The following is a 26,260-nucleotide window of genomic DNA, read 5'->3' on the forward strand; positions in this document are numbered from 1 at the left end:
CACCTTTGAATGAAGCATATCACGGGGCGTTCGATAGCATTCTTTCGATATGCTCCGGCACTGACGCGTCGAAATCGCCTTTGCGCCAGTCATAGCTACGGTGCCTTGTCCAGAAGCGGTCCATATCCTGCATCGCCGCTTCGGCGCGCAGCACAGACTTACCCTTTTCACCAAGCCATATTTCCATGGAGCCCGTGCGCCGCAAGGTTTCGCTGCTGATGAGGATCGCGCCGGATCGACATGTGGAAAAAGGCACCCTGCGGGTCGTCACCACCAGATCGGCGAGATCGCAACCCGCTCCCGTGAGCGCCGTATCCAGAATGATCGCGACGGCCACGCCGGACTTTGACGTCGCAACGCACCATTGGTCTTTACGGCAGGTGAAGCGATCCGTACCCGATAAGGCCTCTTTGATTTCTCTGGCGGCCCGCACCTTATCCTCATCACTCAGACGAGGCCTACGACCGGCGGCCTCGCCAGCCTCTTGCGCGGCGTCAACGGTGAGTGACTTCACCACATCCAGCATTCTTGGGCTAACATGCTGCTCTGGCAATGGCACCGCCCTTGCCCATTGATCATAGATGAAACCGGAGGCACGGGGCTTCGTCGTCGCGACGGCATCCGCCGACAGCAACGCAACCAGCGAGCCATCTTCGTAAATCAGCAGATCGGGTTTGCTGCGCCATTGCTCCGTCACCAGCATAGCGAATCCGGCGGCGATCAGCGGCAGCCCGATCAGAGCAAGCCGCGTGCGCAGCAGCGCGATGATCAGAAATCCCGCCGTGGAGACACCCAGAAACCAGCCATTCTGCCGCCCGATGGTCGCGTCGCCGCCCCAGCTCGAAACCGTCTTGGCAATTTCAATCACCATTGCCATGCCGTAACCCATGACCTTCAGAAACGGCCCATCTAGACCGAAGGGCATCAGCAGCATTCCCACCAGTGCAAAAGGCATGACGATCAGCGACATGACCGGCATTGCGGCCAGATTGGCGGCCAGCCCGTAGGTGGTGATGCGGTGAAAATGTTCGATAGAATAGATCGCCGTCGAGATGCCACCGATCAGTGACGTTATGACGACACCACCGATGATCGTCGCCGCCTTCTGCGACACCGAAAGCCACCATGGCGGACGGCTGATCACGAGCCTTTCCCTCTCGCCGCGCCACCTGCTCCAGAACGCATAGCCGGACACCAGCGCCAGTGTCGCGGCGAAGGACATCTGGAAACTCGGCCCCATCACCTCATGCGGTGACAGAACGATGATGACGATGGCGGAAAGTGCGACGTTTCGCAGGCTGATCGAAGGCCTGTCCACGAGCACGGCAATGAGCATGATGGACATCATCAACCACGCGCGCTCCGCCGAAACTGCAAAACCCGAAATCAGGTAATAGGCAAGCGTCATGAGCAGTGCCGCAAAAGCGGATATTTTCTTGACCGGCCAACGCTGCGAGAAACCGGGAAACAGGCTAAAGGTGGTGCGCATGCCGATGAAGAAAATACCGGCGGCAAGCGCCATGTTCAGGCCGGAGATGGCCACGATATGCGCAAGGCCGGAAACGCGCAGCGCCTCCATCGTCTCGACAGAAATCGCACGTCTCTCATCGGTGACAATGGATGCCGCAAAGGCTCCCGCATCGCCGCCGATCAGGTTGCGAATGCGCTGTGCGATCTGGCTTCGGAGCTTGTAAAGCCAACTGTCAGCGCTTTGCAGCCAGGTCTTAGTGCCCTGCTCACCCGGCATTCCTGCCACCGTCCTGGGCGGGCCATAGAAATAGCCCGTCGCGCCGATGCCATCGAAAAACGATGCAAAGGCAAAATCATTCAACCCCGGCAACGCCGGGCCGGAGGGCGGTGAAAGCCGCGCCTTGCCGCTGATCGTCTGGCCGATGCCGATTGCCTCATGCCGGCTGCGCGACACCAGTGATACCCGTTCCGGCGGGCGCGACAGTTTGGGTGCGGAGGTGGATTGCAGCGCAACCACATAGCGCCAGTTACCCCGCGCATCCAGTTCCCGCCGCTCCACCGTGCCGGTAATCGTCGTCGTCGCAGGCGTATCGAGAATGGTGGTCGCCGCCCGCCGTGTTTCCCAGTCCGCCAGCAGCATGCCGAGCAGCACGAATGCGCTGGCTTTCAAAATGGCAGACGTCGCCCCGGGTCGGTAAAAAAGCGCACCCGCCATGGCCGCAACGCCAATTGCCAAAACCAGTAGAAACCAGTGCGATGGCGTGACAGGCAGGCTGAACCAAAGTGCTGCGCCTGCGGCAATGAAGACGGGAATGAAGAGAAAGTCCTGCCGGTGCGCAGCCTCAATTTCAATGCACCGCACAAACCAGCATCTCAGCCTGAAAATGATGGCCGGCGGCGTGGAGGCAAGTCCATCCTGCGCAACCAGCGCACCCCGGGAAACATGCAACGGCAACAGCAAGTCATCGAGTTCCGTTTGCGCAACGAAGCCCGTTTCCGCCAGGCGGAAATGCTGCTGTTCTTCCCTAGTGTTCACGCCCCGGCGCCCCTTGCCGCAAGCTTTTAGTTTGCAACCCTGAAAGGCAGATTGCAACCACTTGCGCGATTAAGGAAGCATTGACCTAGAATGAAACACTGTTCCCATGAAATGCCCCATTTCGGGATATTGGCGTGTCGCAATGCACAATTTGCCCTTTGGATAGCTTGGCATTGGCGCGGAGATCATATAGCTAAATCGCTGACGCTTAACTGGCTGATGCGTCACCCCGCATCGCCTGCATATTTCGGAGGTATGGTATGACGGAAAATAGCGCGACAGTGACTCTCGGCGATAGTAAAGTCGATCTTCCTGTACGAGAAGGCACGATCGGACCCAAGGTCGTTGATATCGGAACGCTTTACAAGCACACCGGCACCTTTACCTACGACCCAGGCTTTACATCGACAGCATCGTGCGAATCCAAGATCACCTATATCGATGGTGACGAAGGCGTTCTGCTGCACCGCGGCTACCCAATCGAGCAGCTGGCCGAACAGGGCGACTTCCTAGAAACCTGCTATCTGCTGCTTTACGGTGAACTGCCAACGACTGCACAGAAGAAGGACTTCGATACCCGCGTAACGCGCCACACTATGGTGCATGAGCAGATGAGCCGCTTCTTCACCGGCTATCGCCGCGACGCCCACCCCATGGCCGTCATGTGCGGCACGGTCGGCGCGCTGTCTGCCTTCTATCACGACTCCACCGACATCACCGATCCGCACCAGCGCATGGTTGCATCGCTGCGCATGATCGCGAAGATGCCGACGATTGCGGCAATGGCCTACAAGTACCACATCGGCCAGCCCTTCGTTTACCCGAAGAACGATCTGGATTACGCATCCAACTTCCTCAACATGTGCTTTGCCGTGCCATGTGAAGATTACAAGGTCGATCCAGTTCTGGCCCGCGCCATGGACCGCATCTTCATTCTCCATGCCGACCATGAGCAGAACGCATCGACATCTACGGTTCGTCTCGCTGGTTCGTCCGGTGCAAACCCGTTCGCCTGTATCGCTGCCGGCATCGCTTGCCTCTGGGGCCCTGCCCATGGCGGCGCGAACGAAGCTGCGCTCAACATGCTCAACGAAATCGGCTCGGTTGACCGTATTCCGGAATATATCGCCCGCGCGAAGGACAAGAACGATCCGTTCCGCCTGATGGGCTTTGGCCACCGCGTTTACAAGAACTACGATCCGCGCGCCAAGATCATGCAGAAGACGATGTACGAAGTGCTGGAAGCCACCGGCAACTCCGACGATCCAATCATGCAGGTCGCTCTCGAGCTGGAAAAGATCGCCCTTTCCGACCCGTACTTCGTCGAAAAGAAGCTCTATCCGAATGTCGATTTCTACTCCGGCATCACGCTCAAGGCTCTCGGCTTCCCCACGACCATGTTCACCGTCCTCTTCGCTCTCGCCCGCACCGTCGGCTGGATCGCACAGTGGAACGAAATGATCGAAGACCCACAGCAGCGCATCGGCCGCCCACGCCAGCTCTACACTGGCGAAGCAAAGCGCGACTACGTGCCGGTTTCCAAGCGCTAAGCTTGTAAGCAACGAATGAATGGAAAGCCGGGTCAACGCCCGGCTTTTTTCATATCTGTCGTTTCTAGACCGTCATGCTCGGGCTTGTCCCGATTATCTACCCACGTCTGATGTTGGGGTTCGTTAGATCCTTTGGGACAAGCCCAAGGATGACGCATCACACCGATCTCAATTCGCCGCCACACCGAGAAACTGCTTGAGTTCCGCAGTCTTCGGCGCTGAAAACACCTCTTCCGGTGGGCCGATTTCGTGGACTTTGCCTTCGTGCATGAAGACGACGCGGGAGCAGACGTCTCGGGCGAATTTCATTTCGTGGGTGACCATGACCAGTGTCATCCCTTCCGCCGCCAGTTCGCGGACAACGGCCAGCACTTCGGCTACTAGTTCCGGGTCGAGAGCGGAGGTGATTTCGTCGCAGAGAAGCGCTGTCGGCTGCATGGCGAGGGCGCGGGCAATCGCCACACGCTGTTGCTGGCCGCCGGAGAGTTCGTCGGGGTAGGCATCGAATTTATGCGCCAGACCCACGCGTTCCAGCATCTTGCGCGCCAGTGCTTCCGCTTCTGCCTTCGGCGTCTTCTTCACCACCGTTTGCGACAGCATGACGTTGCCGCCGACGGTCAGATGCGGAAAGAGATTGAACTGCTGAAAGATCATACCGACTTTCAGGCGCAGTGCTTTCAGGTGAAGCTCGTCGTCCAGAAACTGGGCGCCAGCGACCGAGATCGCACCTGATGAGATAGTTTCGAGGCCATTGACGCAGCGCAGCAGGGTCGATTTTCCCGAACCGCTCTTGCCGATGATCGCGATGACTTCGCCCGGTTCGATATCGAGGTTGATTCCTTTCAGCACCTCGTTCGTGCCGTAGCTCTTGCGGACTTCAGTGATTTCGATGAGCGACATTAAGCTTCCTTTCGAGAATCTGGCTGCTCTTCGATAGCGGCCAGCACAGCGCGAAATAAATGAGGGCAACGAGGCCATAAACGGTGAAGGGCTGGAAGGTGGCGTTGGTGACGACAGTCCCGGCCTTGGATAGCTCCACGAAGCCGATGATCGATGTCACCGCCGTTCCCTTGATGACCTGAACGGCAAAGCCAACGGTCGGAGGAATGGCGACACGCAGCGCCTGTGGTAAAATGACGTATCGCATCTGCTGCAGCCGCCCCATGCCAAGGCTGGCGGATGCTTCCCATTGCCCCTTGGACACGGCCTCCACACAGCCGCGCCAGATTTCGGTGAGGAAGGCCGCGGCCCAGAGAATAAGCGTTATACCGGCGGCAAGCCATGCTGGCACATCGATGCCCAGTAACCCAAGCCCGAAGAAGGCGATGAAGAGTTGCATCAGCAACGGTGTGCCCTGAAACAGCTCGACATAATATTTGGAAAAAACCCGCAGCGACTTCTTTTTAGAAATGCGCATGAACAGCAGCAGAAGGCCAACCATCGCACCGCCGATAAAGGAGACGAGCGATAGCAGCACCGTCCATCGCGCTGCCAGCAGCAGGTTGCGCAGAATATCCCAGGTGGAAAACTCGATCATCGGGCGCTCCTTCTTGGAAAAATGAAGCCGCCGATGACAAGCAATATCTGCCGAAGCAGAATGGCCAGCGCGAGATAGATCACGGTCGATACCATATAGGCCTCAAAGGCGCGAAATGTGCGGGACTGAATGAAGTTGGCTGCAAAGGTCAAATCCTCCGCCGCAATCTGCGACACCACGGAAGAGCCAAGCATGACGATGACCACCTGTGACGACAGTGCGGGCCAGATGCGTTGCAGCGATGGCACCAGCACCACATGGCGGAACGTTTCAAACCGCGTCATGGCAAGACTGGCCCCTGCCTCGAATTGCCCCTTCGGCGTTGCCTGAATGCCTGCGCGGATGATTTCGCAGCTATAGGCGCCCAGGTTGACGACCATGGCGATATTGGCCGCCGTCAACTCCGTCAGCTGCAAGCCCAGCGATGGAAGGCCGAAGAAGATGAAGAACAGCTGGATCAGAAACGGCGTATTGCGGATCAGCTCCACATAAAGCGCGATGGGTGGGCGCAGCCAAGTCGGCCCGAGTGCACGCACCCATGCGCAGAAAATGCCGACTGCAATTCCGAGCACGCCACCGATGGCAATCAGCTGAAGGGTAATCAGCACCCCCTTCACAATCACAGGATAATATTCGAGAAGCCACCCGAATTCGAAAGTGTAATTCACGACGGTTCCTTTCGAAAAAATATAAGGAACCGCGCCCCGTATCACCACGAGGCGCGAATTCTAAACGGTCTTAAATATCCTTCGGTAGGTCCGTCTTCAGCCACTTCTGGGCAATGGCATTCAGGCTGCCATCCGCCTTCGCAGCGGTAATGATGGCATTGACCTTTTCCAGAAGCGCTGGCTGGTCCTTGTTGAGACCGATGAAGCATGGCGAGTTCTTGATGAGAAACTTCAGTTCGGGACGCTTCGGCGGGTTCTTTTCCAAAATGGCAGCGGCAACCACATTGCCGGTTGCAACCGTCTGAACCTGACCGGAGAGGAATGCGGAGATGGTGCCGTTATTGTCTTCGTAGCGCTTGATGGTGGCATCCGCAGGCGCGATCTTCGTCAGTTCCAGATCTTCCACCGCACCGCGCGTGACGCCGATGGTCTTGCCGGAGAGGTCTTCGGCCTTTTCGATCTTCACGCTGTCAGGCGCGAAAACGCCGTTGAAGAAGGGCGCATAGGCAACCGAGAAATCGATGACCTTTTCACGATCTGCATTCTTGCCAAGGCTGGAAATGACCAGATCGACCTTGTTGGTCTGGAGGTAGGGAACGCGGTTGGCGCTGGTGACAGGTACCAGTTCCGCCTTCACGCCCAGCTTTTCGGCGATCAGATTGGCGACGTCGATGTCATATCCACGCGGTGCCATATCCGTTCCCACGCTGCCAAAGGGCGGGAAGTCCTGCGGCACGGCAACACGGATGGTGCCGCGAGAGGAAATGTCGCTCAAGGCATCTGCGAAGACAGGCGCGGCGAAGCTGGCGCTTGCGGCAATGGCAATGGCGGCGAAAAATGCACGTCTGTTGAACATCTGAAATCTCCTAGAGAGTTGCGTGGAGTGGAGGGAGGGAAAGTGAATTGCGAAGCTCGAAATGGCGATCTTGCTGCCGCGTCAGATCAAGGCCAGTCTCGACCTCGTCCAGATGCGTGACCGCAAGTTCAGACGCTTTCAGGAAGTCACCCGCATCCATCGCTTCGAAGATGCGGCAATGCCCTTCATGCGATTGCGCGGCGTGGAAATCCGACTGGTAGAGCATGGAGATCAAAATCGTGCGGGCCGTGAGATCGCGCAGGAGATCGATGATGATGTCGTTTCCGGCAATTTCGGCAATACGAATGTGGAAATCACCCATCAGGCATGTCAGCCGCTGCCGATCGGCAACTGCCATCGCCTGCTTCTCCTCATCAAGATGATCGAGAAGTATCTGCCGACCTGCCGCTGGAAGCACTGTCATGTTGCGCAGCAAACCGCATTCTATGACGCGGCGGGCCCCGTAGACTTTGACGGCCTCTTCTGCGGAAGGCTCGACCACGAACCAGCCCCGGCGCGGGCTGACCTGAACGACACCGCGCGTCACGAGACGCATCATCGCCTCGCGAATTTTGGTGCGCGATACACCATAGATTTCCGCCAACTGGTTTTCACCCAGCCGTGTGCCGGGGCGTATGCGCGCGGAAAGGATTCCGGAAACGATGGCCGATTCTATCGCGCTTTGGTCGGTGTTGAATGTATGTCTATCTTGCATACAAGACTGGTAAGCAAGCTGCGTGCCAGTCCGTCAGAACACAAAAAATCCAGCGCCACGCGATGCCGTAACGCTGGAGAAATGCACATTTGATAATTTTTTAATCGCAGATCATTTGGCGTGCGATCACAAATTGGGCGATGGCAGCATCAGGCCGGATGGCTCATCGCGCCGCTTTTGCTGCGATACACCGACAGCAATATTTCCGCACCAACCTCGCCCGGCGGGCGTTCCGTCCGCAGACGCTCCTGCACCAGCGCAAAGCCTTCCAGCATCGCTTGGCGCTGCAAGGTATCGGAAGACAGGCGCTCGGCCCAGCGCAGCATGGAGCCTGCGCGCACGACCTCGTTGAAATATTCAGGCACAACGGCATAGTCGGCAATCAGGTTCGGCAACGCTCCGGTCCATGTCTTCACGCGCCTGCTCAACATCGTGAAAATCCAGTCGGTCTTGTAGACCGAGACGACTGGCACATTGGCGAGCGCAAGCTCCAGAATGACCGTACCCGACGCGGCGATGGCGGCATCCGCTTCCGCAAAGGCCTGCCATTTGAAAGCGGCATCCGTGCCGATCTCGGGGCGGATATGGGCTGGCCATGCGGCGGCGAGTTCGCGAATGCGGGCTTCCTGCCTTGGCACGGTGGGAAGCACGAAGCGCGTTGGGCCGTTTCGCTCTACGAAGGCTGCTGCTGCCGTCTGAAACGGCTCCATCAACCGCGTGGTTTCCGTGGAACGCGAGCCGGGCAGCAGCAGGATCGTTCTGCGTTCGTCGGGCTGAGGCAACCCACGCGCGGCACGCTGTTCGCGAACGCCGAGCAAATCCGCATCCACGCTTAGGCGATGTCCAACGAAGGTCGTGGCCGGGCCGCCGAGGCGCTGCATGGCCTCCGGTTCAAACGGCAAGAGCGCCAGAACGTGGTCTACATAGGACAGCATCGCCGGAGCGCGCTTTTCCTTCCATGCCCATACGCTGGGGCAGACATAATTGATGACAGGCAGGTTGGGCAAAGCCTTGCGGACGCGCTTGGCCACGCGATGCGTGAAATCCGGGCTGTCGATGATCAACAGCACATCCGGTCGTGCGGCAATAATGGCGTTTGCCGTTTCCTTGATCCTCGCCAGCAACTGCGGGAGCTTTTTGAGGACTTGGGTAAAACCCATGATCGACAGTTCGGAATAATCGAACAGCGAAACCAGACCTTCAGCCGTCAAGGCATCGCCGCCAACGCCGAAGAGTTCAACGCGCCCCGGATATTGAACCTTCAGGGACCGGACCAGATCGGCGCCCAGCAGATCGCCGGAAACCTCGCCCGCGATGACGGCCAGTTTGAGAACGCTGTCACTCACATCATCTCTCCCGCAAGGCCGGTATCGATACCACAGACGAACAGTCCCGCCTCATTCGCCGCCTCAAGCATCGCGTCGCGATCCAGCACGAAGGCCCTGCCCGCTTCCACCGCGATACCGGCAAGCCCGGCCTTGGCCGCATTCTGCACCGTGGATGGACCGATGGTGGGCAGATCCGCGCGGATATCCTGCTGCGGCTTGCACAGTTTGACCAGAACGCCTTTTCTACGGCTGGAGATACGGCCCTCGGCACGCAGCGAGGCCACGCGCGCCAACATTCCATCCGTGCCCTCGACGCCTTCCAGCGCGACGATACGGCCACCGACGGAGACGGAGCCCTGCCCCACATCCAGCGCACCCAGCGCCAGCGCTGCCTGCGCAGCCTTAGCAATATCCCTGCGGTCTTCGTCGCTCGGCTCAATCTTGCCAAGCGCGCCCGTTGTCGCCAGAAGACCGGGGGCAATTTCGTGCGCGCCGATCACCCGCGCGCCTTGCGCTTCGATCAGCCCGATGACCATTTGCAGCACCGTATCATCCCCGCCCGACAGCAGCGTACGGATGATGGACGGCATTTTCGCAATCATTTTGAAATTGGGGCGGATTTCGCGCCATTCTGGCCGACGCGACACGCCGCCGGACAGCACCACGCGGTCGATCCGGTGCGTTGCCAAAAGCTTGCCCAGCGCTGAGACGTCACCAACGCTGATGGACACGCTTTCAAACCGCGTCCAGTCCAGATCAGCTTCGTCTTTCAGCCGGATGATGAAGGGCGTTTCGCCAGCTTGCTGCGCGGCTTCCGCCACGTAATAAGGCAGAAAACCGCTACCAGCGATGATGGCCAGACGCCCCGCACCCGGTGCCACGAATTACTTTCCGCGATTGGGCGACGAAATCGCCCGGTCATTTGCCGCTGCAATGAAATCGATGATCTCCAGCGCCTGCGGGCAATCCTGAAACTCGCCGCGAATGGCGGCAGCATTTGCGCGCACGCTGCCTTCGCTTTCGAAAATCTGCTTGTAAGCGCGGCGAACCTTGTGGATTTCGGCACGTTCGATGCCAGCACGCGTCATGCCGACAATGTTGAGCCCGCTCAAAAGGCCAGGATTGCCGTTCAGCATGCCATAGGGAATGACATCATAGCTGACAGCAGACAGACCGCCAATAAATGCCTGACGGCCAACGCGGGTGAACTGGTGCACGGCAGAACCGCCCCCCAGAATAGCCCGGTCCTCGATGGTCACGTGGCCAGCCAGCATGACATTGTTGGACAGGATGATGTTGTTGCCCAGACGGCAATCATGCGCCACATGCGCATAAGCCAGGAACAGGTTGTTGTTGCCGACGATGGTGGTACCGCCATGTTCGACGGTGCCGGTGTTCATCGTCACACCTTCACGGATGGTGCAATTTTCACCGATGACCAGGGTCGTATCGACGGCGCTGTGGTGAGCGCTCTGCGAATCGCCACCAATGACGGCGGAGGGCCAGATTGTCGTGCCCTTGCCAACGGTGGTGCAACCCAGCACGACGACGTGGCTAATCAGCTGAACATCATCATGCAACGTAACCTTCTGCCCGACATGGCAGAACGGACCGACCACGACGTTTTCACCGATGACAGCACCGTCTTCGATGAAAGACATCGGATGAATTTTGGCCGAAGCCGCAATCTTGCTCATTGCTGATCCTCGGGGATCATCATCGCGCCGATGTCAGCCTCAGCCACCAGAACGCCATCCACCTTCGCATCGCAGTGGAATTTCCACACATTGCCGCGCTGGCGCTGCTTGACGACGTAGATTTCAAGACGGTCACCCGGCACGACCGGCTTGCGGAAGCGCGCATTGTCGATGGTCATGAAATAGACGAGATGGCCGCCGTCACCCTGCTTGCGCGCACAGATGGCACCCGCCGTCTGCGCCATGGCTTCCACGATGAGAACGCCCGGCATGATGGGGCGATCCGGGAAGTGGCCGGTGAAATGCGGCTCGTTGACGGTCACGTTCTTGATGCCCGTTGCGGAATTGTCGGCATCGATGTCGATGATCTTGTCGATCAGCAAAAATGGATAACGATGCGGCAGCAGCTTCATCACTTCAAGGATGTCGGCCGCGCCAAGCGTCGTCTTTGTCTCTTCAGACATTCTTCTCTCCTGTCTTCTTGTCTCGCTCCTCGGCGCGCGCCAGCAGTTCCGCCATGTCGCGCAGGAAATGTTTCAATGGGCGTGCAGGCACGCCACCATATTTCGCACCCGCCGGCACATCCGCGACAACGCCGCTCATCGCCGCAATCTGAGCGCCGTCGCCGATGTTGATGTGACCGTTGATACCGCTCGCGCCGCCAATCATCACGCCATCACCGATGCGCGTGCTGCCCGCGATCCCCACCTTGCTGACGATGCCGCAATGGCGACCGATACGCACGTTGTGGCCGATCTGAACCTGATTGTCGATTTTCGTGCCTTCACCGATGACAGTGTCATCCATGGTTCCACGGTCGACGGTGGTGTTGGCACCAATCTCGACATTGTCCTGAATGATGACACGACCGATCTGCACGATCTTGATCATACCACGCGGGCCTGGCGCATACCCAAAACCATCCTGCCCGATGCGGGCACCGTTGTGGATAATGACGCCGTTGCCCAGCAAGGCCGAAAGAATGCTGGCCCCACCCGCAATCGTGCAATCGCGCCCGATTTGAACATCCGCGCCGATGATCGCGCCCGGCCCGATGCGCGTGCCGGTACCGATATGCACATTGGCACCGATGACGGCCAAAGGTTCGACCACGACGCCAGCCTCAAGCTTGGCCGACGGATCGATATGCGCTGCAGGAGAAATCCCCTCTGCTTGATCCAGTATCGCAGAAGGCCGCATAGCCGATGCGTGCAGTAAGGCTCCAGCCTGCGCAAAAACGGTATGCGGGTTTTTGGCGATCAATGCCGGAATATGCGCTGGCACGAGCTTACGCAGCGCCTCGTCGCAGATCACCGCTGCGGCTTCGCAGGTCAGCAACTCATCGCGATTTTTGCGGGAAAGAATATAGCAAAGCTGATCGTGCTTTGCGCGGTAAACAGGCGCGATAGACCGCACGATGCGATCTCCAGCAGCCTCATCAGACAGTTCCGCCCCAAGACGGTCTGCGATGTCTTTCAATCGCATGCCTTCGTGGGGCGGAAAAAAGGCGTTGTACTCCATCAAACGGATACTCCAGAACGTTCAAACTCGCAGTTCTGGACTGCCGATATCAGAAAGTGTTGGACATGCCAAACCGGAAATTCTGCACTTCGTCGTAGTCTTCCTTCATGAACGGCACTGCGTAGTCTACGCGCAGAGGACCGAACGGCGAAGCCCACATCAGGCCGATACCGGCAGACGCACGGATCGAGCTGTCGTCATCAACAGGTTCGCCACCAGAAACTCTAACCTTGTTTCCGTAGAGCGTACCGGCGTCAACAAAGCCAGCAAGACGCAGACCGAAGTCTTCCGGAACGCCTGGCATTGGTGCCGTCACTTCAGCAGATGCTGCGAAGTATGTCGTGCCACCAATGGCGTCACCGTTAATACGTGGGCCGATACCGTCATTCTCGAAGCCACGGATCACGCGACCACCAATCTTGAACTGGTCGAACACGAGCAGGTTGTCACCCGTCGGCGCTACGTAACCGGCCTGACCAGTGATCGAGCCGATGATGTCGTATTCATCAGACAGGGTGTGGTAATAACGAGCCTTGGCATAAATCTTGTAGTATTCGGAGTCGCCACCAAGACCAGCAAATTCGTTGGTCAACGCACCCTGCCAGCCTTCGCGTGGCATGTTGCGGTCATCAAGGCTGTTATAAGCCAAGGTGTTGGAAATGATCGACTGCGTCCAATTACCGCCTTCAATTAGATCACGATAAGGCGAAGCAAGATTGCCCGGCTGATCCCAATCACCCTTACCGTCATAGTTAATCTGCTTGTACGTGTATTTGAACGTCGTCGCCAGATTTTCGGTAATCGGAGCCGTCACGCGGAGCGCGAAGCCCTGCTCGTCGTAATCATAGTAATCTTCGCTCGAGCTCTGGCTCTTGAACAGGTCGAAACCTGCAGCAAGGCGGTAGCCGAGGAAGTAAGGCTCTGTGAAGGACAGGTTGTAGCTACGCGCATCATCCTGACCGGCACCAGCAGCAATACGGATGTACTGGCCGCGACCGAGGAAGTTCTTTTCTTCAATAGAGGCTTCGAGAAGCGCACCGTCGTTTTGCGAGTAACCAGCACCGATACCGAACGAACCGGTTGCCTGATCTTCAACGTCAACCACGATCACGACGCGGTCCGGGGCGCTGCCCTGCGACGTGCCGATATTGACCTTGGAGAAGTAGCCCAGAGCTTCAAGACGACGCTTTGCAGCGGTGATGATGGTCTGGTTGAAGGCGTCGCCTTCGCTGATGTCGAACTCGCGACGAATGACATAGTCACGCGTGCGGGTGTTGCCGCGGATTTCGATACGCTCGACGTAAGCGCGCTCACCCTGATCGACGATGTAGGTCACACCGATGGTGTTGCCGTTCATGTCGCGGTCGCCACGGGGCGTCACGCGGGCAAAAGGATAGCCTTCGGCAGAAACGCGCTTGGAAATAGCTTCCATGCTCTGCTGAACTTCCTTGGCGCTGTAGTTCGAACCTGGACGTGTGTCCACCAGACCCCGCAACTCGGAACCATCGACGCCAGGAACGGTCGACTCGACGGCGACGTTACCGAATGCGTAACGCTGACCTTCATCGACCGTGATGGTGATGGTGTATTCGTTCGTGGACTCATCGAGAACCGCGTTCGAACCCGTCACGCGGAAGTCGGCATAACCACGATTGTAGTAGAACTGGCGCAGCGCTTCTTCGTCAGCGCGCAGCTTGTCCTCATTGTAAACATCCTTGCGTGTCAGGAACGACAGCATGTTGGATTTCTTGGTGTTGATAACCGCAGCCAGACGACCGTCGCTATAGGCATTGTTGCCGACGAAATCGATGCGGGCAATCTTGGTGCGTTCACCTTCGTTGATGACGAAAGCAAGGTTTACGCGACCCTGACCGACATTGACGACCTGCGTCGTGACCTGAACGTCGCTACGACCGATGGCAGCATAAGCTTCCTTGATGCGGGCGATATCGGCTGTGACCAGTGTCTGATCATATGGGCCGAGAGACTGGGTCTGAACGATGCCCTGAAGCTTGTCGTCCTTAATCTTGCGGTTGCCGTTGAACACGACCTGGTTGACGAGGTTGTTTTCACGAACCGTCACGACCAGTGTGCTGCCCGAAACGCTCATGCTGACATTGGAAAAGTAGCCTGTCGCATAAAGACGCTTGACCGATTCATCGATGTCGGCGTTGGAAAAGTTCCGGCCTGGAGCAATCGTGATGTTGGAACGCACGGCATCTGCACCAGAGCGCTCAGCGCCCCGAACATCGATCCTGCTGATCACTGCCGCATATGCAACACTAGAAGAAGCAAGCACTCCCAGAGCTGCAACCGAAGAAACACCAGCAGACAGCGCAACCGCCGACACCGCGTTCAAAAATCTTGAACCAGCCTTCATTTTCAATTCTTACCTTTTCCCGTTGTCCCTCAGCGGGCAGAACCCGACTCCGGCCATCTGCGTCGTTTTACCTGCTTTTGCTCTACAAGCAAGCCCGACCGTTAATTTCTGTTTACTTCGCAAGCAACCGTGGCTCAATCGCCACTTTGGCTTCAAAACAAGGTAAACACCCTCTTAAAAAATCAGCTCTAAAGCGCGTTTTAGCCGATCAAGCTGCTGATATCATTCCATGTGGCAAATACCATCAAACTGAAAATCATCGCAAGACCGATACGGAAAGCAACCTCCTGCGCACCCGAACCCAGTGGCCTGCCCCGCACAGCCTCGATGGCATAAAACACCAGATGCCCGCCATCCAGAATCGGCACAGGCATGAGATTGAGAAGGCCAATCGAAACGGAAAGCAAGGCCGCAAGCTGAATAAGGGCTGCAAAACCGAGCGTTGCCATCTGGCCTGATGCCTGCGCGACACGCACCGGACCACCCAGCTGATCCGCATTCATGCGACCGGTAACGAGATTGCCGATGTAAGCAAACGTGCCGGTCACGACATGGCCGGTCTCCCGCACGCCTTCCACCAGCGCTTCAGCAGGGGAGTAAGTGACGTGGCGAAAATTACCGCGGGCCTGATCGGTGACGATACCGATGATTCCCAGCTCCATCTTGTTGCCGAACTGGTCCGTGGTTTCCGTGCGCGTCGGCACCATGGGCAGTGCAAGCTCCTGGCCATTGCGCTCGACGGTCACCGTGATCGGCGTGCCGGGACGCACCGCCACATAGCGGCGCACATCTTCGAATGTCTTGACGTTCTCGCCATCGATGGCGACCAGACGGTCTCCCGGGAGAACACCGGCGGTTTGTGCCGCACTGTTCTCACGCACTTCGGACACGATGGGGTCGGAGATCATGCGACCATAGATCGTAAACAGCGCCGCAAAAATCAAAATAGCTAGCAGGAAGTTGGCGATCGGGCCGGCGGCGACGGTGGCTGCTCTTTTCCACAGCTTTGCGCCTGCAAGCGTCTGCGCCCGCTCCTCCAGCGACAAACCGGCAAGGCCATCGCTGTCTGGCTTGCTGGACACATCGTCGTCACCGAAGAACTTCACATAGCCGCCAAGCGGGATGGCCGAAAGCTTCCATCGGGTGCCGCGCTTGTCTGTGAAGCCAATGAGTTCCGGACCAAAACCGACGGAAAAAGCTGTGGATCGAATACCGCACCAGCGTCCGACGAGGTAATGGCCCATCTCATGAACGAAAACGAGGAGGGAAAGAACGAGAACGAACGGCACCATATAACCGGTCAAGAAACCAACCGTTGCCGTTACCATATCCATGTCTTCCCAGCCTTTCGCTTGAGTGCCTGTTCCACGCGCTCGTCAGAACCCCGGCACGATGCCGCCGTCCGACCCTGGCACATCACCGGTTATCGCCGCGTGAACAACAGCAATGAGGAATACGGTAAAGCAGGCAAAAACAAGACCGTCAACCCGGTCCATGAAGCCGCCATGACCGGGGATGAGATTGCTGGAATCTTTTACCTTGAAGCGGCGCTTGATGAAGGATTCGAACAAATCACCGATCTGGCTGAAAACGGAGAGAACCAGCGCCAGTCCCACAATCACGAAACTGATACGTCCGTGATAGATCGCAGCCACCGCAGCACCGGCAATCACGCCGGAAACCGTGCCGCCAATCGCACCCGACCAGGTCTTGCCCGGAGAGATTGATGGCGCAAGCTTCGGGCCACCGATGGCACGACCGACGAAGTAAGCCAAAATATCCGTGGCCCAGACGATGGCGAAGACGAAAATCATAGCGGCAAAGCCCGTCAGCTCTTCACCTCTGATGGCTGCCAGCGAGATGCCGCTCAAGCCTGCATAGACGATGCCGCCGACCAGCCACCAGTTCTTGCCGCGAAGCACCGGAAACAGAGCCGCCGTCAAAGCAAAGCCAGACAGCAGAGGCAGGTCGAGCGAGGATTCGCCGAAAATCGTATTGCCGCTCATCACAGCGACGGCAAACCAGCCCCAGGCATAGCCGGTCGGATTGGTATCGGACAGCTTGGTGATGGTGCTCCACTCGTAATAAATGAGCAGCGCCAGAAGTCCTGCCACGACGCGGAACATCATTCCGCCGTACCATGTGGCGGTCAGAATAACGGCGGCAAGGACGATGGCGGAAATGATCCGAAGCTTCAACTCGCGGTTCATCAGGTGCCCGCCAGAGCGACTTGACCCGACAGGCCACCAAACCTGCGGTCGCGCGTCATATACTGGTCAATGGCGGAGAAGAACGTCTTGCGGTCGAAATCAGGCCAGTAATCGGGAATGAACAGAAATTCCGAATAGGCCGCCTGCCACAGCAGGAAGTTGGAAAGCCGCTCCTCCCCGCTGGTACGGATGATGAGGTCCGGATCCGGCATGCCAGCTGTATCCAGCCGTGCGGTAATGGCATCGGGATCGATCTGTGAAGCGTCGATCTTGCCTTCCGCCACGTCTCTTGCAAGCGAGGCAGCGGCACGGGCGATTTCATCGCGCGATCCATAATTGAAGGCGATGACCAGCGTCAGCGCCGTATTGTCACGGGTCATCTGCTCGGCTTCGGTCAGCAAGGCCTTGATGTCCTCGTTCAGACCTTCACGGTCACCGATCACCCTCACCCGCACATTTTCCTTGTGCAGGTCCGCCAGATCGCGGCGGATGAAGGCCTTGAGAAGCCCGAGCAGATCGCTCACCTCCGCTTCCGGCCTGCGCCAGTTTTCAGAGGAAAACGCAAAAAGCGTGAGGTATTTCAGGCCGCATTCACCGGCGGCACGCACGGTCTCGCGCACGGCTTCAACGCCGCGACGATGGCCCATGATGCGCGGAAGCCCGCGCTGCTTTGCCCAGCGCCCGTTACCATCCATAATGATGGCAACATGCTCAGGTAGTGAGGAACGTGTAATGTCCGACATCTCGATCCAGTTTAAGCAGCGCGGAATTAAAAAGAGAAAACTTACAGTAGCCTTGCGGCTATTTACACCTGCATGATTTCCTTTTCCTTCTCCGCAAGCAAGCGATCAATATCCGAAATCGTGTCATCCGTCATTTTCTGAACCTTGTCGGACTGCGCACGGCTTTCATCCTGACCGATGTCACCATCCTTTTCGGCTTTTTTCAGACCGTCCATGCCATCGCGGCGAACGTGACGAATGGCAACCTTGGCTTTTTCCGAATATTCATGAGCGACCTTAACGAGCGATTTGCGGCGCTCTTCGTTCAGCTCAGGCAGCGGAATGCGCAGGTTCTGGCCGTCAACGATTGGATTGAGGCCGAGGTTGGATTCGCGGATCGCGCGGTCCACAGCACCGACCATCGACTTGTCCCAGATGTTCACACCCAGCATGCGTGCTTCTGGCACGGTGATGTTGGCAACCTGCGAAAGCGGCACGCGCGAACCATAGGCATCGACCGTGACCGGGTCGAGAATGTTGGCAGACGCACGGCCTGTGCGCAGCGATGCGATATCGCTTTTGAATGCATTGATCGCGCCATCCATGCGGCGCTTGATATCGTTGAGGTCAATACCACTCATTTTCATACTCCATCAGTTCTGGCCGAACAGGCCTCATTTCACAGCGTGGAATCAACGCCCGGTCAATTATGTGTCGTGCACGATGGTCTTGCGGCCGCCGCCCGTCAATATTTGAGCAAAACCACCCTTTTCATGGATCGAGAAAACGATGATCGGAATGTGGTTTTCCCGCGCCAGCGCAACGGCGGCAACGTCCATGACGGCCAGTCCCTTGCCCAGCACTTCCGAATGGGTCAGCTCGTCGAAACGGGTGGCCGTCGGGTCCTTCTTCGGGTCGGCGGAATAGATACCATCCACCTGAGTACCCTTGAAGATCGCCTCGGCGCCCATTTCGGCAGCGCGCAATGCAGCAGCGGAATCGGTGGTGAAGAACGGGTTGCCGGTGCCACCAGCGAAGATCACGACGCGGCCCTGGGACAGGTGGTGAACGGCGGCGCGCTGTGAAAAGCTCTCGCAAATCTCAGGCATGGCAATGGCGGACAGAACAACCGTATCGATGCTCAGCTTGCGCAGCGACGTCGCCAGCGCCAGCGCATTGATGACCGTTCCCAGCATGCCCATGTGGTCGCCGGTCACGCGGTCGCCGCCCTTTGAGGCAACAGCCACGCCGCGGAAGATGTTTCCGCCGCCAACGACGACACCCACTTCGACGCCCATGGCTCGCGCCTCGGCAATGTCAGACGCAATACGGTCTGCGACGGCAACGTCGATCCCGAAACCCTGATTGCCCATGAGGGCTTCGCCCGACGCCTTGAGAAGAACACGTTTATAAAGCGGCTTGGAAGACATCATGACTCCTTAAAGCATGTCACGCAAAGTTACGCAGCGCATTTGCAATGACGCCATGCGAAAACTAGAGAAAAACCGCAAGCCCGACGAATCCTGGAGATCGCCGCGCAGTACGGAATATTACCGGAACGCGGATACACGAAGGGCACCGCGTTGTCACGCGATGCCCCGTAGTTTTCCCATATTTGGGTGAAGAGATCAGCCCTTGGCGACCGCAGCAACTTCAGCAGCGAAGTCGCTTTCTTCCTTTTCGATGCCTTCGCCGAGCAGCAGGCGGGCCATGCCGACGACTTCGATCTTGGCACCGGCTTCCTTTTCGGCTTCCTTGACAGCGTCGCCAACCGTGATGTCAGGGTTGATGACGAATGCCTGGGAAAGAAGAGCAACTTCTTCGAAGAACTTGCGCATACGACCGTCAACCATCTTCTCGATGATGGCTTCTGGCTTGCCGGATTCGCGAGCCTGTTCGATGAATACGTTACGCTCACGCTCAGCAACAGTGGCGTCAACTTCTTCAGCGCGGATGGCGAGCGGGTTGGTCGCAGCAATGTGCATGGCAACCTGACGGCCGATGGACGTCAGAACAGCCTTGTCGCCTTCGGACTTCAGCGCAACAAGAACGCCAAGCTTGCCGATGCCGTCGCCAGCAGCGTTGTGAACGTAGGTCGCAACAACGCCGTGCTCGACTTCGAGCAGGGCTGCGCGGCGCAGCGTCATGTTTTCGCCGATAGTGCCAATCGCGTCCTTGATGGTATCGGAAACAGACTTGCCGGTGGCTGGGTAAGTTGCAGCAGCAATAGCGTCAACAGAACCGTCAGTCGTCAGGGCAACCGAAGCTACGCCACGAACGATATCCTGGAAGGCATCATTGCGAGCAACGAAGTCGGTTTCGGAGTTGACTTCAACGACGACAGCCTTGTGGCCGGCAGAAGCGATACCAACGAGACCTTCGGCAGCCGTACGGCCAGACTTCTTGTCAGCCTTGGAGATGCCCTTGGCGCGCAACCAGTCGATTGCAGCTTCCATGTCGCCGGCTGTCTCAGTCAACGCCTTTTTGCAATCCATCATGCCTGCGCCAGACTTCTCGCGCAGTTCCTTTACCATTGCGGCTGTGATTTCGCTCATTGTGTGCCTCTTGTCGGTTCGTCGGTCACGGCGCGATGCGGCCCGACCGAAATCGGATTTTGGGAACGAATGTACCCGGAACTGTGACAGGCTGATGAAACAGCCGCCACGAAGTTTCAAAATCGCGCCCAAGCCCTGCGGGAGTGCGCGATGTAAACAAACAAGGCCGTCGAACTTATGGAGTCCAGAACGGCCTTGTCAGATCCTGATTGAGAAGGCGGCATCATGAATGCCGCCCAAGGGCCAACGATCAGGCGCCAGCCTCGTCTTCCAGAGCAGGCTCGACTGGAGCTTCTTCCGAAGCACCGATGTCGCGGCCAGATGCGCCCTGCTGACGTGCGATACCGTCGATGGCTGCGCGAGCGATCAGGTCGCAGTAAAGCGAAATGGCGCGCGATGCGTCGTCGTTACCTGGGATCGGGAAATCGATCTGGTCCGGGTCGCAGTTCGAGTCGATGATTGCAACGACCGGAATGCCAAGACGCTTGGCTTCTTCGATCGCAATCTTTTCCTTGTTGGTGTCGATGATGAACATCAGGTCCGGAACGCCGCCCATATCGCGGATACCGCCGAGAGCCTTTTCAAGCTTTTCGCGTTCGCGCTCAAGGTTCAGGCGCTCTTTCTTGGAGTAGCCGGAAGCGTCGGAGTTGAGGATTTCGTCGACCTTGCGAAGGCGCTGGATCGAGTTCGAAATCGTCTTCCAGTTGGTCATCATGCCGCCGAGCCAACGCGAGTTGACGTAGTACTGAGCGGAGCGCTTTGCGCTGTCTGCAATGATTTCAGAAGCCTGACGCTTCGTGCCAACGAACAGAACGCGACCGCCACGGGCAACCGTGTCAGACACGACCTGAAGGGCGCGCGACAGCAAAGGAACTGTCTGTGCCAGGTCAATGATGTGGATGTTGCTGCGGTCGCCGAAGATGTACGGCTTCATCTTTGGGTTCCAGCGGTGTGTCTGGTGACCAAAGTGAACGCCAGCTTCCAGAAGCTGACGCATAGAGAAATCGGGCAATGCCATGCCTAGTTATCCTTTTCCGGTTGAACCCCCGCGAAGCAAACAGCACCGTTTTGAGGCGGCGCCACCGGGCGGAACGATCCGGATTTCTCCCGCAACATCCCAAGCTTCGCGTGTGGAATGGTGTGCCGCATACAGCCAGTTTCAACGAAATGCAAGCAATTATGCGGAAAATTACGAAATCGCGTGACGCGCCGTTCAGCGCATCGGCTTGTTATCACAGCTTTCAGGCTGGAGAATATCGAGTTTGGCGAGCTTGCCCGTCAAAACGAAATCGCCATAGTCCATCGTCAGATCGCGCGTGATGCCGTTCTCATAGAGCTTGAACGACATGCGGTAGATGGGCAGAGAATCGGTACCGCTCTTGTCGTTGTAATAAGCGATGGTCACCGGCCAGAACGGCGTCTTGGCGAAATCGCCCGCCTTGCCCGCATCCGCGTCACCATCCGCTGGCGTCTGCTGCTTGCCTACGAGCGTGGAGGTGATCAGGCTTTCATCACCGTCATCGGAGCCATCGAAGACGCGCGATTCGAAGATACGCTTTCCAAGCTTGGCATTCTCGATGACCTGAAACATATGCTCGGTCGGAAATTCGCCTGCGGCCAGATCGATCTTGCGCGCATCGGGCTTGGTCAGGTCAATGGTCATGGTGCCATCGGTATCGACGGCAGAGCCGGTCACTTCCTTGTCCAGCTTGTCATCGGTGAATGACTTGGTCTCGAAGGTGAACTTCTTGGAGCCCGCATCCTCGAACGTCGTTGTCTGCTGATCGGTCATCCGCACGGTATCGCCGGTGCTGATCTGGGTCACGAAGCGAAAGTCGGTCTTGTAGCCTTTGCAGGAGGAGCCGGTGAATTCATAGACCATTCTGCCGGTCATTCCCTCGATGCCGGAGCGGTCCGACGCATCCTTCAATTCCAGATCATAGACGGCGCGGTGGGAGATGAGGTTGGGAACGGTGGCAGGCACAGCGCTTGCAACACCCGGCAGCACGAAAACGACGCCGGAAGCAAAAGCAACAGCAAGGTTCCTGACAAACATTCAATATCTCCTGTTGGACTCACTGCTCATATTGTACAAGCAACCGCCCGGCTTTTGGACATCATGCTCTGTCTGCCGGATTTTTGAAAGATTTACAACAAAAGCGGAGACGAAAATGTCGGATGCCATCGAAGCTCGCCTGAAAGAACTGGGCTACACCCTGCCCGTCGCAGCAGCGCCTGCTGCAAACTACGTCCCATTCACCATTAGCGGCAATCTGCTTTATATTTCAGGTCAATTGCCCATGGAATCCGGCAAGATTGCGGTCACCGGCCATGTTGGCCGCGATGTCGATGTTGCGACCGCCCAGCGCGCCGCCGAACTCTGCGCCGTCAACATCCTCGCACAGGTCAAGGCCGCCCTCAACGGCGATCTCTCGAAAGTCCGTCGCGTGCTGAAGCTGAATGGCTTCGTCGCATCCGTGCCTGAATTCACCGAACAGCATCTGGTCATCAACGGCGCGTCCAACCTCATCGCCAATGTGCTGGGCGATGCCGGCAAGCACGCCCGTGCCGCCGTTGGCATGGCCTCCCTGCCCTTCAAAGCCGCCGTCGAGATCGATGCCATCGTGGAAATCGAACTATGACGCTGAAGCTTTCCTGGCTGACCGCGAACCCCGTTGCTCATCGCGGTTTCCATGACCAGAACAAAGCCGTCTGGGAAAACACCCTGACGGCCTTTTCCCGCGCCATCGACGCGGGTTTTGCCATCGAGTGCGATCTGCAACTTGCCTCAGACAGCGTTCCCGTTATCTTCCACGACCACGAGATGACACGCCTGACCGGCATCAAGGGCGATGTGCGCGAGCGGACCTCGGGCGAACTCGGCATGCTTTCGGTTGGCCAGACCAAGGACAAAATTCCGACGCTGAAGCAGCTTTTGAAACTCTGCGCGGGCAAGGTTCCGCTGGTGCTGGAACTCAAGGGCCGCGAAGGTGAAGGCGTCGATGACGGCTTTGCCGAGGCCGTGCTGGAAGTGCTGGAAGGTTACGAAGGCGATGTCGCGCTGATGAGCTTCGACCATCACCTGTTGAAGGACCTGAAAGCTGCAGGATCGCCTTGGCCGCTTGGCCTGACGGCGGAAGGCGCGAAACCGGAAGACTTCTTCAAGCATGATGACGCCATGCAGATCGGCCTCGATTTCATCTCCTATGCCTGGCCGCATCTGCCCAACAGCTTCATCAAAGCGCAAAGAAAACTCGGGCTTCCGGTGATTACCTGGACCGTGCGGGATGAAAAAGGTCGCGAGACCACCTATACATATGCTGACCAGATGACGTTCGAAGGTTTCGACCCAAGGGAAAGCGTTACAACCAGCGCATGAGCGATGAATATTCCATTCGCGTAGCGACGTCCTTTAAGGACATCGATCCGGAAAGCTGGAACAGGCTTTCCGGAACCACTCAATCTACGCGAACAAACGATTACAACCCGTTCATATCGCATGCCTTTCTTTCATCCATGGAAGAGTCGGGGTCGGCCACGGCCAAGACCGGCTGGCGCGGCCATCACCTTCTGCTTGAAAATGTCGAGGGTCACCTGACCGGCGCGATCCCGGCCTATCTGAAGAGCCATAGTCAGGGTGAATATGTCTTCGACCATGGATGGGCGGATGCGCTGGAGCGGGCGGGCGGCAATTATTATCCCAAGCTACAATGCTCCGTGCCCTTCACACCCGCGACCGGGCCACGACTTCTAACCAACGGCATCGATGACGCGGCCTTCCGCCAGGTTCTGGCGTCGGGTCTGCGGCAGGTTGCGGAGAAAATCGGTGTATCCTCAGCCCATGTTACCTTCGCACCGGATGGTGACATCGAGGCTTTACTGGGTGAAGGCTTTCTTCCCCGCACCGACCAGCAGTTCCATTTCATCAACAACGGCTACCGAGACCACGCCGATTTTCTCGATGCGCTGTCATCGCGCAAGCGCAAGGGCCTGAAGAAGGAACGCCGCGCGGCACTGGAAAACGGCATCGAAATCGACTGGCTGACGGGCAGCGATCTGACGGAAGATATCTGGGACCAGTTCTTCCGCTTCTACATGGATACCGGAAGCCGCAAATGGGGCCGACCCTATCTCACTCGCCAGTTCTACTCGTTGATCGGCGCGCGCATGGCGGACGACATTCTGCTCGTCATGGCAAAGCGCGAGGGCAGATATATCGCGGGTGCTATCAACTTCATTGGCGGTGACGCGCTGTACGGCAGGCACTGGGGCTGCATCGAAGACCACCCCTTCCTGCATTTCGAGGTCTGCTACCATCAAGCCATCGACTTTGCACTGGCAAAAGGCCTGCAGCGGGTTGAGGCAGGTGCGCAGGGTGAGCATAAGCTGGCCCGCGGCTACACGCCCGTTACCACCCACTCCGCCCACTTCATCACCCATCCGGGCCTGCGCCGTGCGATTGCCGATTATCTGGAGCGAGAGCGCAGCGAAGTCGAGCAGATCAGCGATTATCTCGACGAACACAGCCCGTTCCGCAAGGGCGAACGTCCGGAAGCAGACGACTGACAAAATTTTAGACGAGGAGACATTTCATGACATCGGCCTATGACACCAACAATATCTTCGCCAAAATCCTGCGCGGCGAAATTCCGTCCGTGAAGGTTTACGAAGACGACGACACGCTGGCCTTTATGGATGTCATGCCGCAAGCCCCCGGTCACCTGCTGGTCATTCCAAAGACAGGCTCACGCAATATTCTCGATGCCGATCCCGCCGTTCTCGCCAAAACCATAGCCGTCGTTCAGAAACTTGCCGTCGCCGCAAAAGAAGCCTTTGATGCGGACGGTGTGTACGTTGCACAGTTCAACGAACCGGCAGCAGGCCAGACTGTCTTCCATCTGCATTTTCACATCGTTCCACGCATGGAAGGCGAGCCGTTGAAGCCCCATAGCGGTGCTATGGCGGACGGTGACGTGTTGAAGGCGCATGCGGAGAAGATCAAGGCTGCGCTTTGAGATGATCAACCGACCATGGGCTGTTGCCGGCTAATCGGCAGCGGCTCCGATGGCGGATTGTGGGGACCTCACCACAGCAGCAGCGCCAGACATTTTATTCACAATGTGAAGAGATATGGGACACGCAACTGCAAAACACACGATTCCACCAAAGACATCCGCGAGATGATGCCCGCCTTGAACCAGAACCGCAGGCAGCATCAGAATGTTGAGAACACTGAAAACAGTGATGAAAAAAGCGTGCCGGGGAACAAAAAACACTGCCATCAAAGCCATAAAAATATGAAAGGAAGGAAAGCCGATCAGCCCAAGAATATTAGTGGGTGAGAGATAATCGACACCTTCCCGACCCAGACGAACCAGCTCTTGTCCGTAATCAGGGCTGACAGCGAGCGGAATGGCTTCCAAGACCCACTCTGGCAGTGGATGATAGGCTTTTGCACCGAAGGTCGGAAAGAACACCCAGAATGCAATGCTCAAAAGCGCGCCCAGTGTTCCGGTAAGCAGAAAACCTTGGAGCGCCTTGTCCTGACCGGTGAAGCCCAGTGTCATGATGATGACCAGCAATTGAGGCAGCGACGTCATGTAGACAACGTAAAGGGCCGTGCCCACCAAAGGGTAGTGCGCAGCCCAAGTGACGACATCGGGCCAGTTGTATCCAACCAACCTATCAGCCCACATCAAAACATCATCTATGGGGCTAAAGGCGATCGGCAGAAAAGTGTAATTGAAAATAGAAGCAAAGATCGTGAACAACACATAGAGCCCGGAAGACGTCAGAACATGACCCAACCGCGTATCACGGCCCGAAATCCTGTAAAACTGCCCGATTGCAATAGGCAAAATCCCCAAACAAAAACTGCCCGCATAACCAGCAACATCAACGGGTACAGAACTGAGATAAATAAATAAGACGTCAAAAACAGATATTACAACGATAATTCTAAAAATTAAAATCTCTACAGGAAAAAATATCATTATAATTTTCGAAAATACACAA

The 26,260-nt window shown here is 57.3% G+C and carries 26 protein-coding genes; 5 read left to right on the forward strand and 21 right to left on the reverse strand.

Going from position 1 to position 26,260, the window contains the following annotated elements; all coding sequences use genetic code 11:
- Positions 1 to 19: 19 nt before the first annotated feature.
- Complete coding sequence (locus AC27VJ_RS10250; RefSeq protein WP_488683930.1) at positions 20 to 2,506, reverse strand: ComEC/Rec2 family competence protein; 2,487 nt, start codon at positions 2,504 to 2,506, stop codon at positions 20 to 22.
- Between the two features lie 260 nt (positions 2,507 to 2,766).
- Here AC27VJ_RS10250 and gltA point away from each other — a divergent pair, with 260 nt between their 5' ends.
- A complete protein-coding gene (gltA, locus tag AC27VJ_RS10255; RefSeq protein ID WP_113088059.1) occupies positions 2,767 to 4,056 on the forward strand; it encodes a citrate synthase in 1,290 nt (429 codons plus the stop codon).
- 168 nt (positions 4,057 to 4,224) lie between these two features.
- On the opposite strand, the gene AC27VJ_RS10260 is transcribed toward gltA, so the two are convergent.
- From AC27VJ_RS10260 to AC27VJ_RS10350, 19 genes are all read right to left on the reverse strand, one after another.
- Entirely contained in the window at positions 4,225 to 4,956 is a 732-nt protein-coding gene (locus AC27VJ_RS10260; RefSeq protein WP_488683931.1) for an amino acid ABC transporter ATP-binding protein, read from the reverse strand.
- Positions 4,934 to 5,593: an amino acid ABC transporter permease gene (locus AC27VJ_RS10265; RefSeq protein WP_488683932.1), complete on the reverse strand. Its 660-nt coding sequence runs from the start codon at positions 5,591 to 5,593 to the stop codon at positions 4,934 to 4,936. The genes AC27VJ_RS10260 and AC27VJ_RS10265 overlap by 23 nt, the downstream gene beginning before the upstream one ends.
- The gene (locus AC27VJ_RS10270; protein ID WP_488683933.1) at positions 5,590 to 6,261 is read right to left on the reverse strand and encodes an amino acid ABC transporter permease; all 672 of its coding nucleotides are present in this window, start codon (positions 6,259 to 6,261) and stop codon (positions 5,590 to 5,592) included. Before AC27VJ_RS10270 ends, AC27VJ_RS10265 begins: the two co-directional genes overlap by 4 nt.
- A 70-nt stretch (positions 6,262 to 6,331) precedes the next feature.
- The gene (locus AC27VJ_RS10275; protein WP_353575659.1) at positions 6,332 to 7,117 is read right to left on the reverse strand and encodes a transporter substrate-binding domain-containing protein; all 786 of its coding nucleotides are present in this window, start codon (positions 7,115 to 7,117) and stop codon (positions 6,332 to 6,334) included.
- 10 nt (positions 7,118 to 7,127) lie between these two features.
- Entirely contained in the window at positions 7,128 to 7,832 is a 705-nt protein-coding gene (locus AC27VJ_RS10280) for a GntR family transcriptional regulator (RefSeq protein ID WP_488683934.1), read from the reverse strand.
- A gap of 149 nt (positions 7,833 to 7,981) precedes the next feature.
- Positions 7,982 to 9,178, reverse strand: a complete 1,197-nt coding sequence (gene lpxB, locus AC27VJ_RS10285; protein ID WP_488683935.1) for a lipid-A-disaccharide synthase — start codon at positions 9,176 to 9,178, stop codon at positions 7,982 to 7,984.
- Positions 9,175 to 10,041 (reverse strand): LpxI family protein, encoded by an 867-nt coding sequence (locus tag AC27VJ_RS10290; protein ID WP_488683936.1) that lies wholly within the window; start codon positions 10,039 to 10,041, stop codon positions 9,175 to 9,177. The genes lpxB and AC27VJ_RS10290 overlap by 4 nt, the downstream gene beginning before the upstream one ends.
- Positions 10,042 to 10,044: 3 nt before the next feature.
- Positions 10,045 to 10,857: an acyl-ACP--UDP-N-acetylglucosamine O-acyltransferase gene (lpxA, locus tag AC27VJ_RS10295; RefSeq protein ID WP_488683937.1), complete on the reverse strand. Its 813-nt coding sequence runs from the start codon at positions 10,855 to 10,857 to the stop codon at positions 10,045 to 10,047.
- Entirely contained in the window at positions 10,854 to 11,321 is a 468-nt protein-coding gene (fabZ, locus tag AC27VJ_RS10300; protein WP_045230517.1) for a 3-hydroxyacyl-ACP dehydratase FabZ, read from the reverse strand. Before fabZ ends, lpxA begins: the two co-directional genes overlap by 4 nt.
- Complete coding sequence (gene lpxD, locus AC27VJ_RS10305; protein ID WP_488684336.1) at positions 11,314 to 12,378, reverse strand: UDP-3-O-(3-hydroxymyristoyl)glucosamine N-acyltransferase; 1,065 nt, start codon at positions 12,376 to 12,378, stop codon at positions 11,314 to 11,316. Before lpxD ends, fabZ begins: the two co-directional genes overlap by 8 nt.
- Before the next feature lie 49 nt (positions 12,379 to 12,427).
- The gene (gene bamA / locus AC27VJ_RS10310; RefSeq protein ID WP_488683938.1) at positions 12,428 to 14,758 is read right to left on the reverse strand and encodes an outer membrane protein assembly factor BamA; all 2,331 of its coding nucleotides are present in this window, start codon (positions 14,756 to 14,758) and stop codon (positions 12,428 to 12,430) included.
- Between the two features lie 200 nt (positions 14,759 to 14,958).
- Positions 14,959 to 16,092, reverse strand: coding sequence for an RIP metalloprotease RseP (rseP, locus tag AC27VJ_RS10315; RefSeq protein ID WP_488683939.1), 1,134 nt, complete (start codon positions 16,090 to 16,092; stop codon positions 14,959 to 14,961).
- A 42-nt stretch (positions 16,093 to 16,134) separates the two neighbouring features.
- Positions 16,135 to 16,968, reverse strand: a complete 834-nt coding sequence (locus tag AC27VJ_RS10320) for a phosphatidate cytidylyltransferase (protein ID WP_113088048.1) — start codon at positions 16,966 to 16,968, stop codon at positions 16,135 to 16,137.
- Entirely contained in the window at positions 16,968 to 17,711 is a 744-nt protein-coding gene (locus AC27VJ_RS10325) for an isoprenyl transferase (RefSeq protein ID WP_488683940.1), read from the reverse strand. The genes AC27VJ_RS10320 and AC27VJ_RS10325 overlap by 1 nt, the downstream gene beginning before the upstream one ends.
- 62 nt (positions 17,712 to 17,773) lie before the next feature.
- Positions 17,774 to 18,331 carry a ribosome recycling factor gene (gene frr, locus AC27VJ_RS10330; RefSeq protein WP_113088342.1) on the reverse strand — a complete coding sequence of 186 codons (558 nt, stop codon included), beginning with the start codon at positions 18,329 to 18,331 and terminating at the stop codon, positions 17,774 to 17,776.
- Positions 18,332 to 18,397: 66 nt separating this feature from the next.
- Positions 18,398 to 19,120: a UMP kinase gene (gene pyrH / locus AC27VJ_RS10335; protein ID WP_113088341.1), complete on the reverse strand. Its 723-nt coding sequence runs from the start codon at positions 19,118 to 19,120 to the stop codon at positions 18,398 to 18,400.
- 198 nt (positions 19,121 to 19,318) lie between these two features.
- On the reverse strand, positions 19,319 to 20,245 hold the full coding sequence (tsf, locus tag AC27VJ_RS10340) for a translation elongation factor Ts (protein WP_113088046.1): 927 nt from the start codon (positions 20,243 to 20,245) through the stop codon (positions 19,319 to 19,321).
- 250 nt (positions 20,246 to 20,495) lie between these two features.
- The gene (gene rpsB, locus AC27VJ_RS10345) at positions 20,496 to 21,263 is read right to left on the reverse strand and encodes a 30S ribosomal protein S2 (protein WP_113088045.1); all 768 of its coding nucleotides are present in this window, start codon (positions 21,261 to 21,263) and stop codon (positions 20,496 to 20,498) included.
- A gap of 195 nt (positions 21,264 to 21,458) precedes the next feature.
- Positions 21,459 to 22,301, reverse strand: a complete 843-nt coding sequence (locus AC27VJ_RS10350; RefSeq protein ID WP_488683941.1) for a cell envelope integrity EipB family protein — start codon at positions 22,299 to 22,301, stop codon at positions 21,459 to 21,461.
- A gap of 115 nt (positions 22,302 to 22,416) precedes the next feature.
- Between AC27VJ_RS10350 and AC27VJ_RS10355 the strand changes: the two genes are divergently transcribed.
- Genes AC27VJ_RS10355 through AC27VJ_RS10370 form a run of 4 tightly spaced genes read left to right on the forward strand, consistent with a single transcriptional unit; the run spans position 22,417 to position 25,260 of the window.
- Positions 22,417 to 22,887, forward strand: coding sequence for a RidA family protein (locus AC27VJ_RS10355; protein ID WP_353575650.1), 471 nt, complete (start codon positions 22,417 to 22,419; stop codon positions 22,885 to 22,887).
- Positions 22,884 to 23,624 (forward strand): glycerophosphodiester phosphodiesterase family protein, encoded by a 741-nt coding sequence (locus AC27VJ_RS10360; RefSeq protein ID WP_488683942.1) that lies wholly within the window; start codon positions 22,884 to 22,886, stop codon positions 23,622 to 23,624. Before AC27VJ_RS10355 ends, AC27VJ_RS10360 begins: the two co-directional genes overlap by 4 nt.
- A complete protein-coding gene (locus AC27VJ_RS10365; RefSeq protein WP_488683943.1) occupies positions 23,621 to 24,811 on the forward strand; it encodes a GNAT family N-acetyltransferase in 1,191 nt (396 codons plus the stop codon). Before AC27VJ_RS10360 ends, AC27VJ_RS10365 begins: the two co-directional genes overlap by 4 nt.
- A 26-nt stretch (positions 24,812 to 24,837) precedes the next feature.
- Positions 24,838 to 25,260, forward strand: a complete 423-nt coding sequence (locus AC27VJ_RS10370) for an HIT family protein (RefSeq protein ID WP_488683944.1) — start codon at positions 24,838 to 24,840, stop codon at positions 25,258 to 25,260.
- Between the two features lie 30 nt (positions 25,261 to 25,290).
- Here the strand turns inward: AC27VJ_RS10370 and AC27VJ_RS10375 are convergent, their stop codons facing one another.
- Positions 25,291 to 26,238: a phosphatase PAP2 family protein gene (locus tag AC27VJ_RS10375; protein ID WP_488683945.1), complete on the reverse strand. Its 948-nt coding sequence runs from the start codon at positions 26,236 to 26,238 to the stop codon at positions 25,291 to 25,293.
- Between the last annotated feature and the right edge of the window lie 22 nt (positions 26,239 to 26,260).

This window comes from Agrobacterium sp. 20P9.1.2, assembly GCF_057799395.1.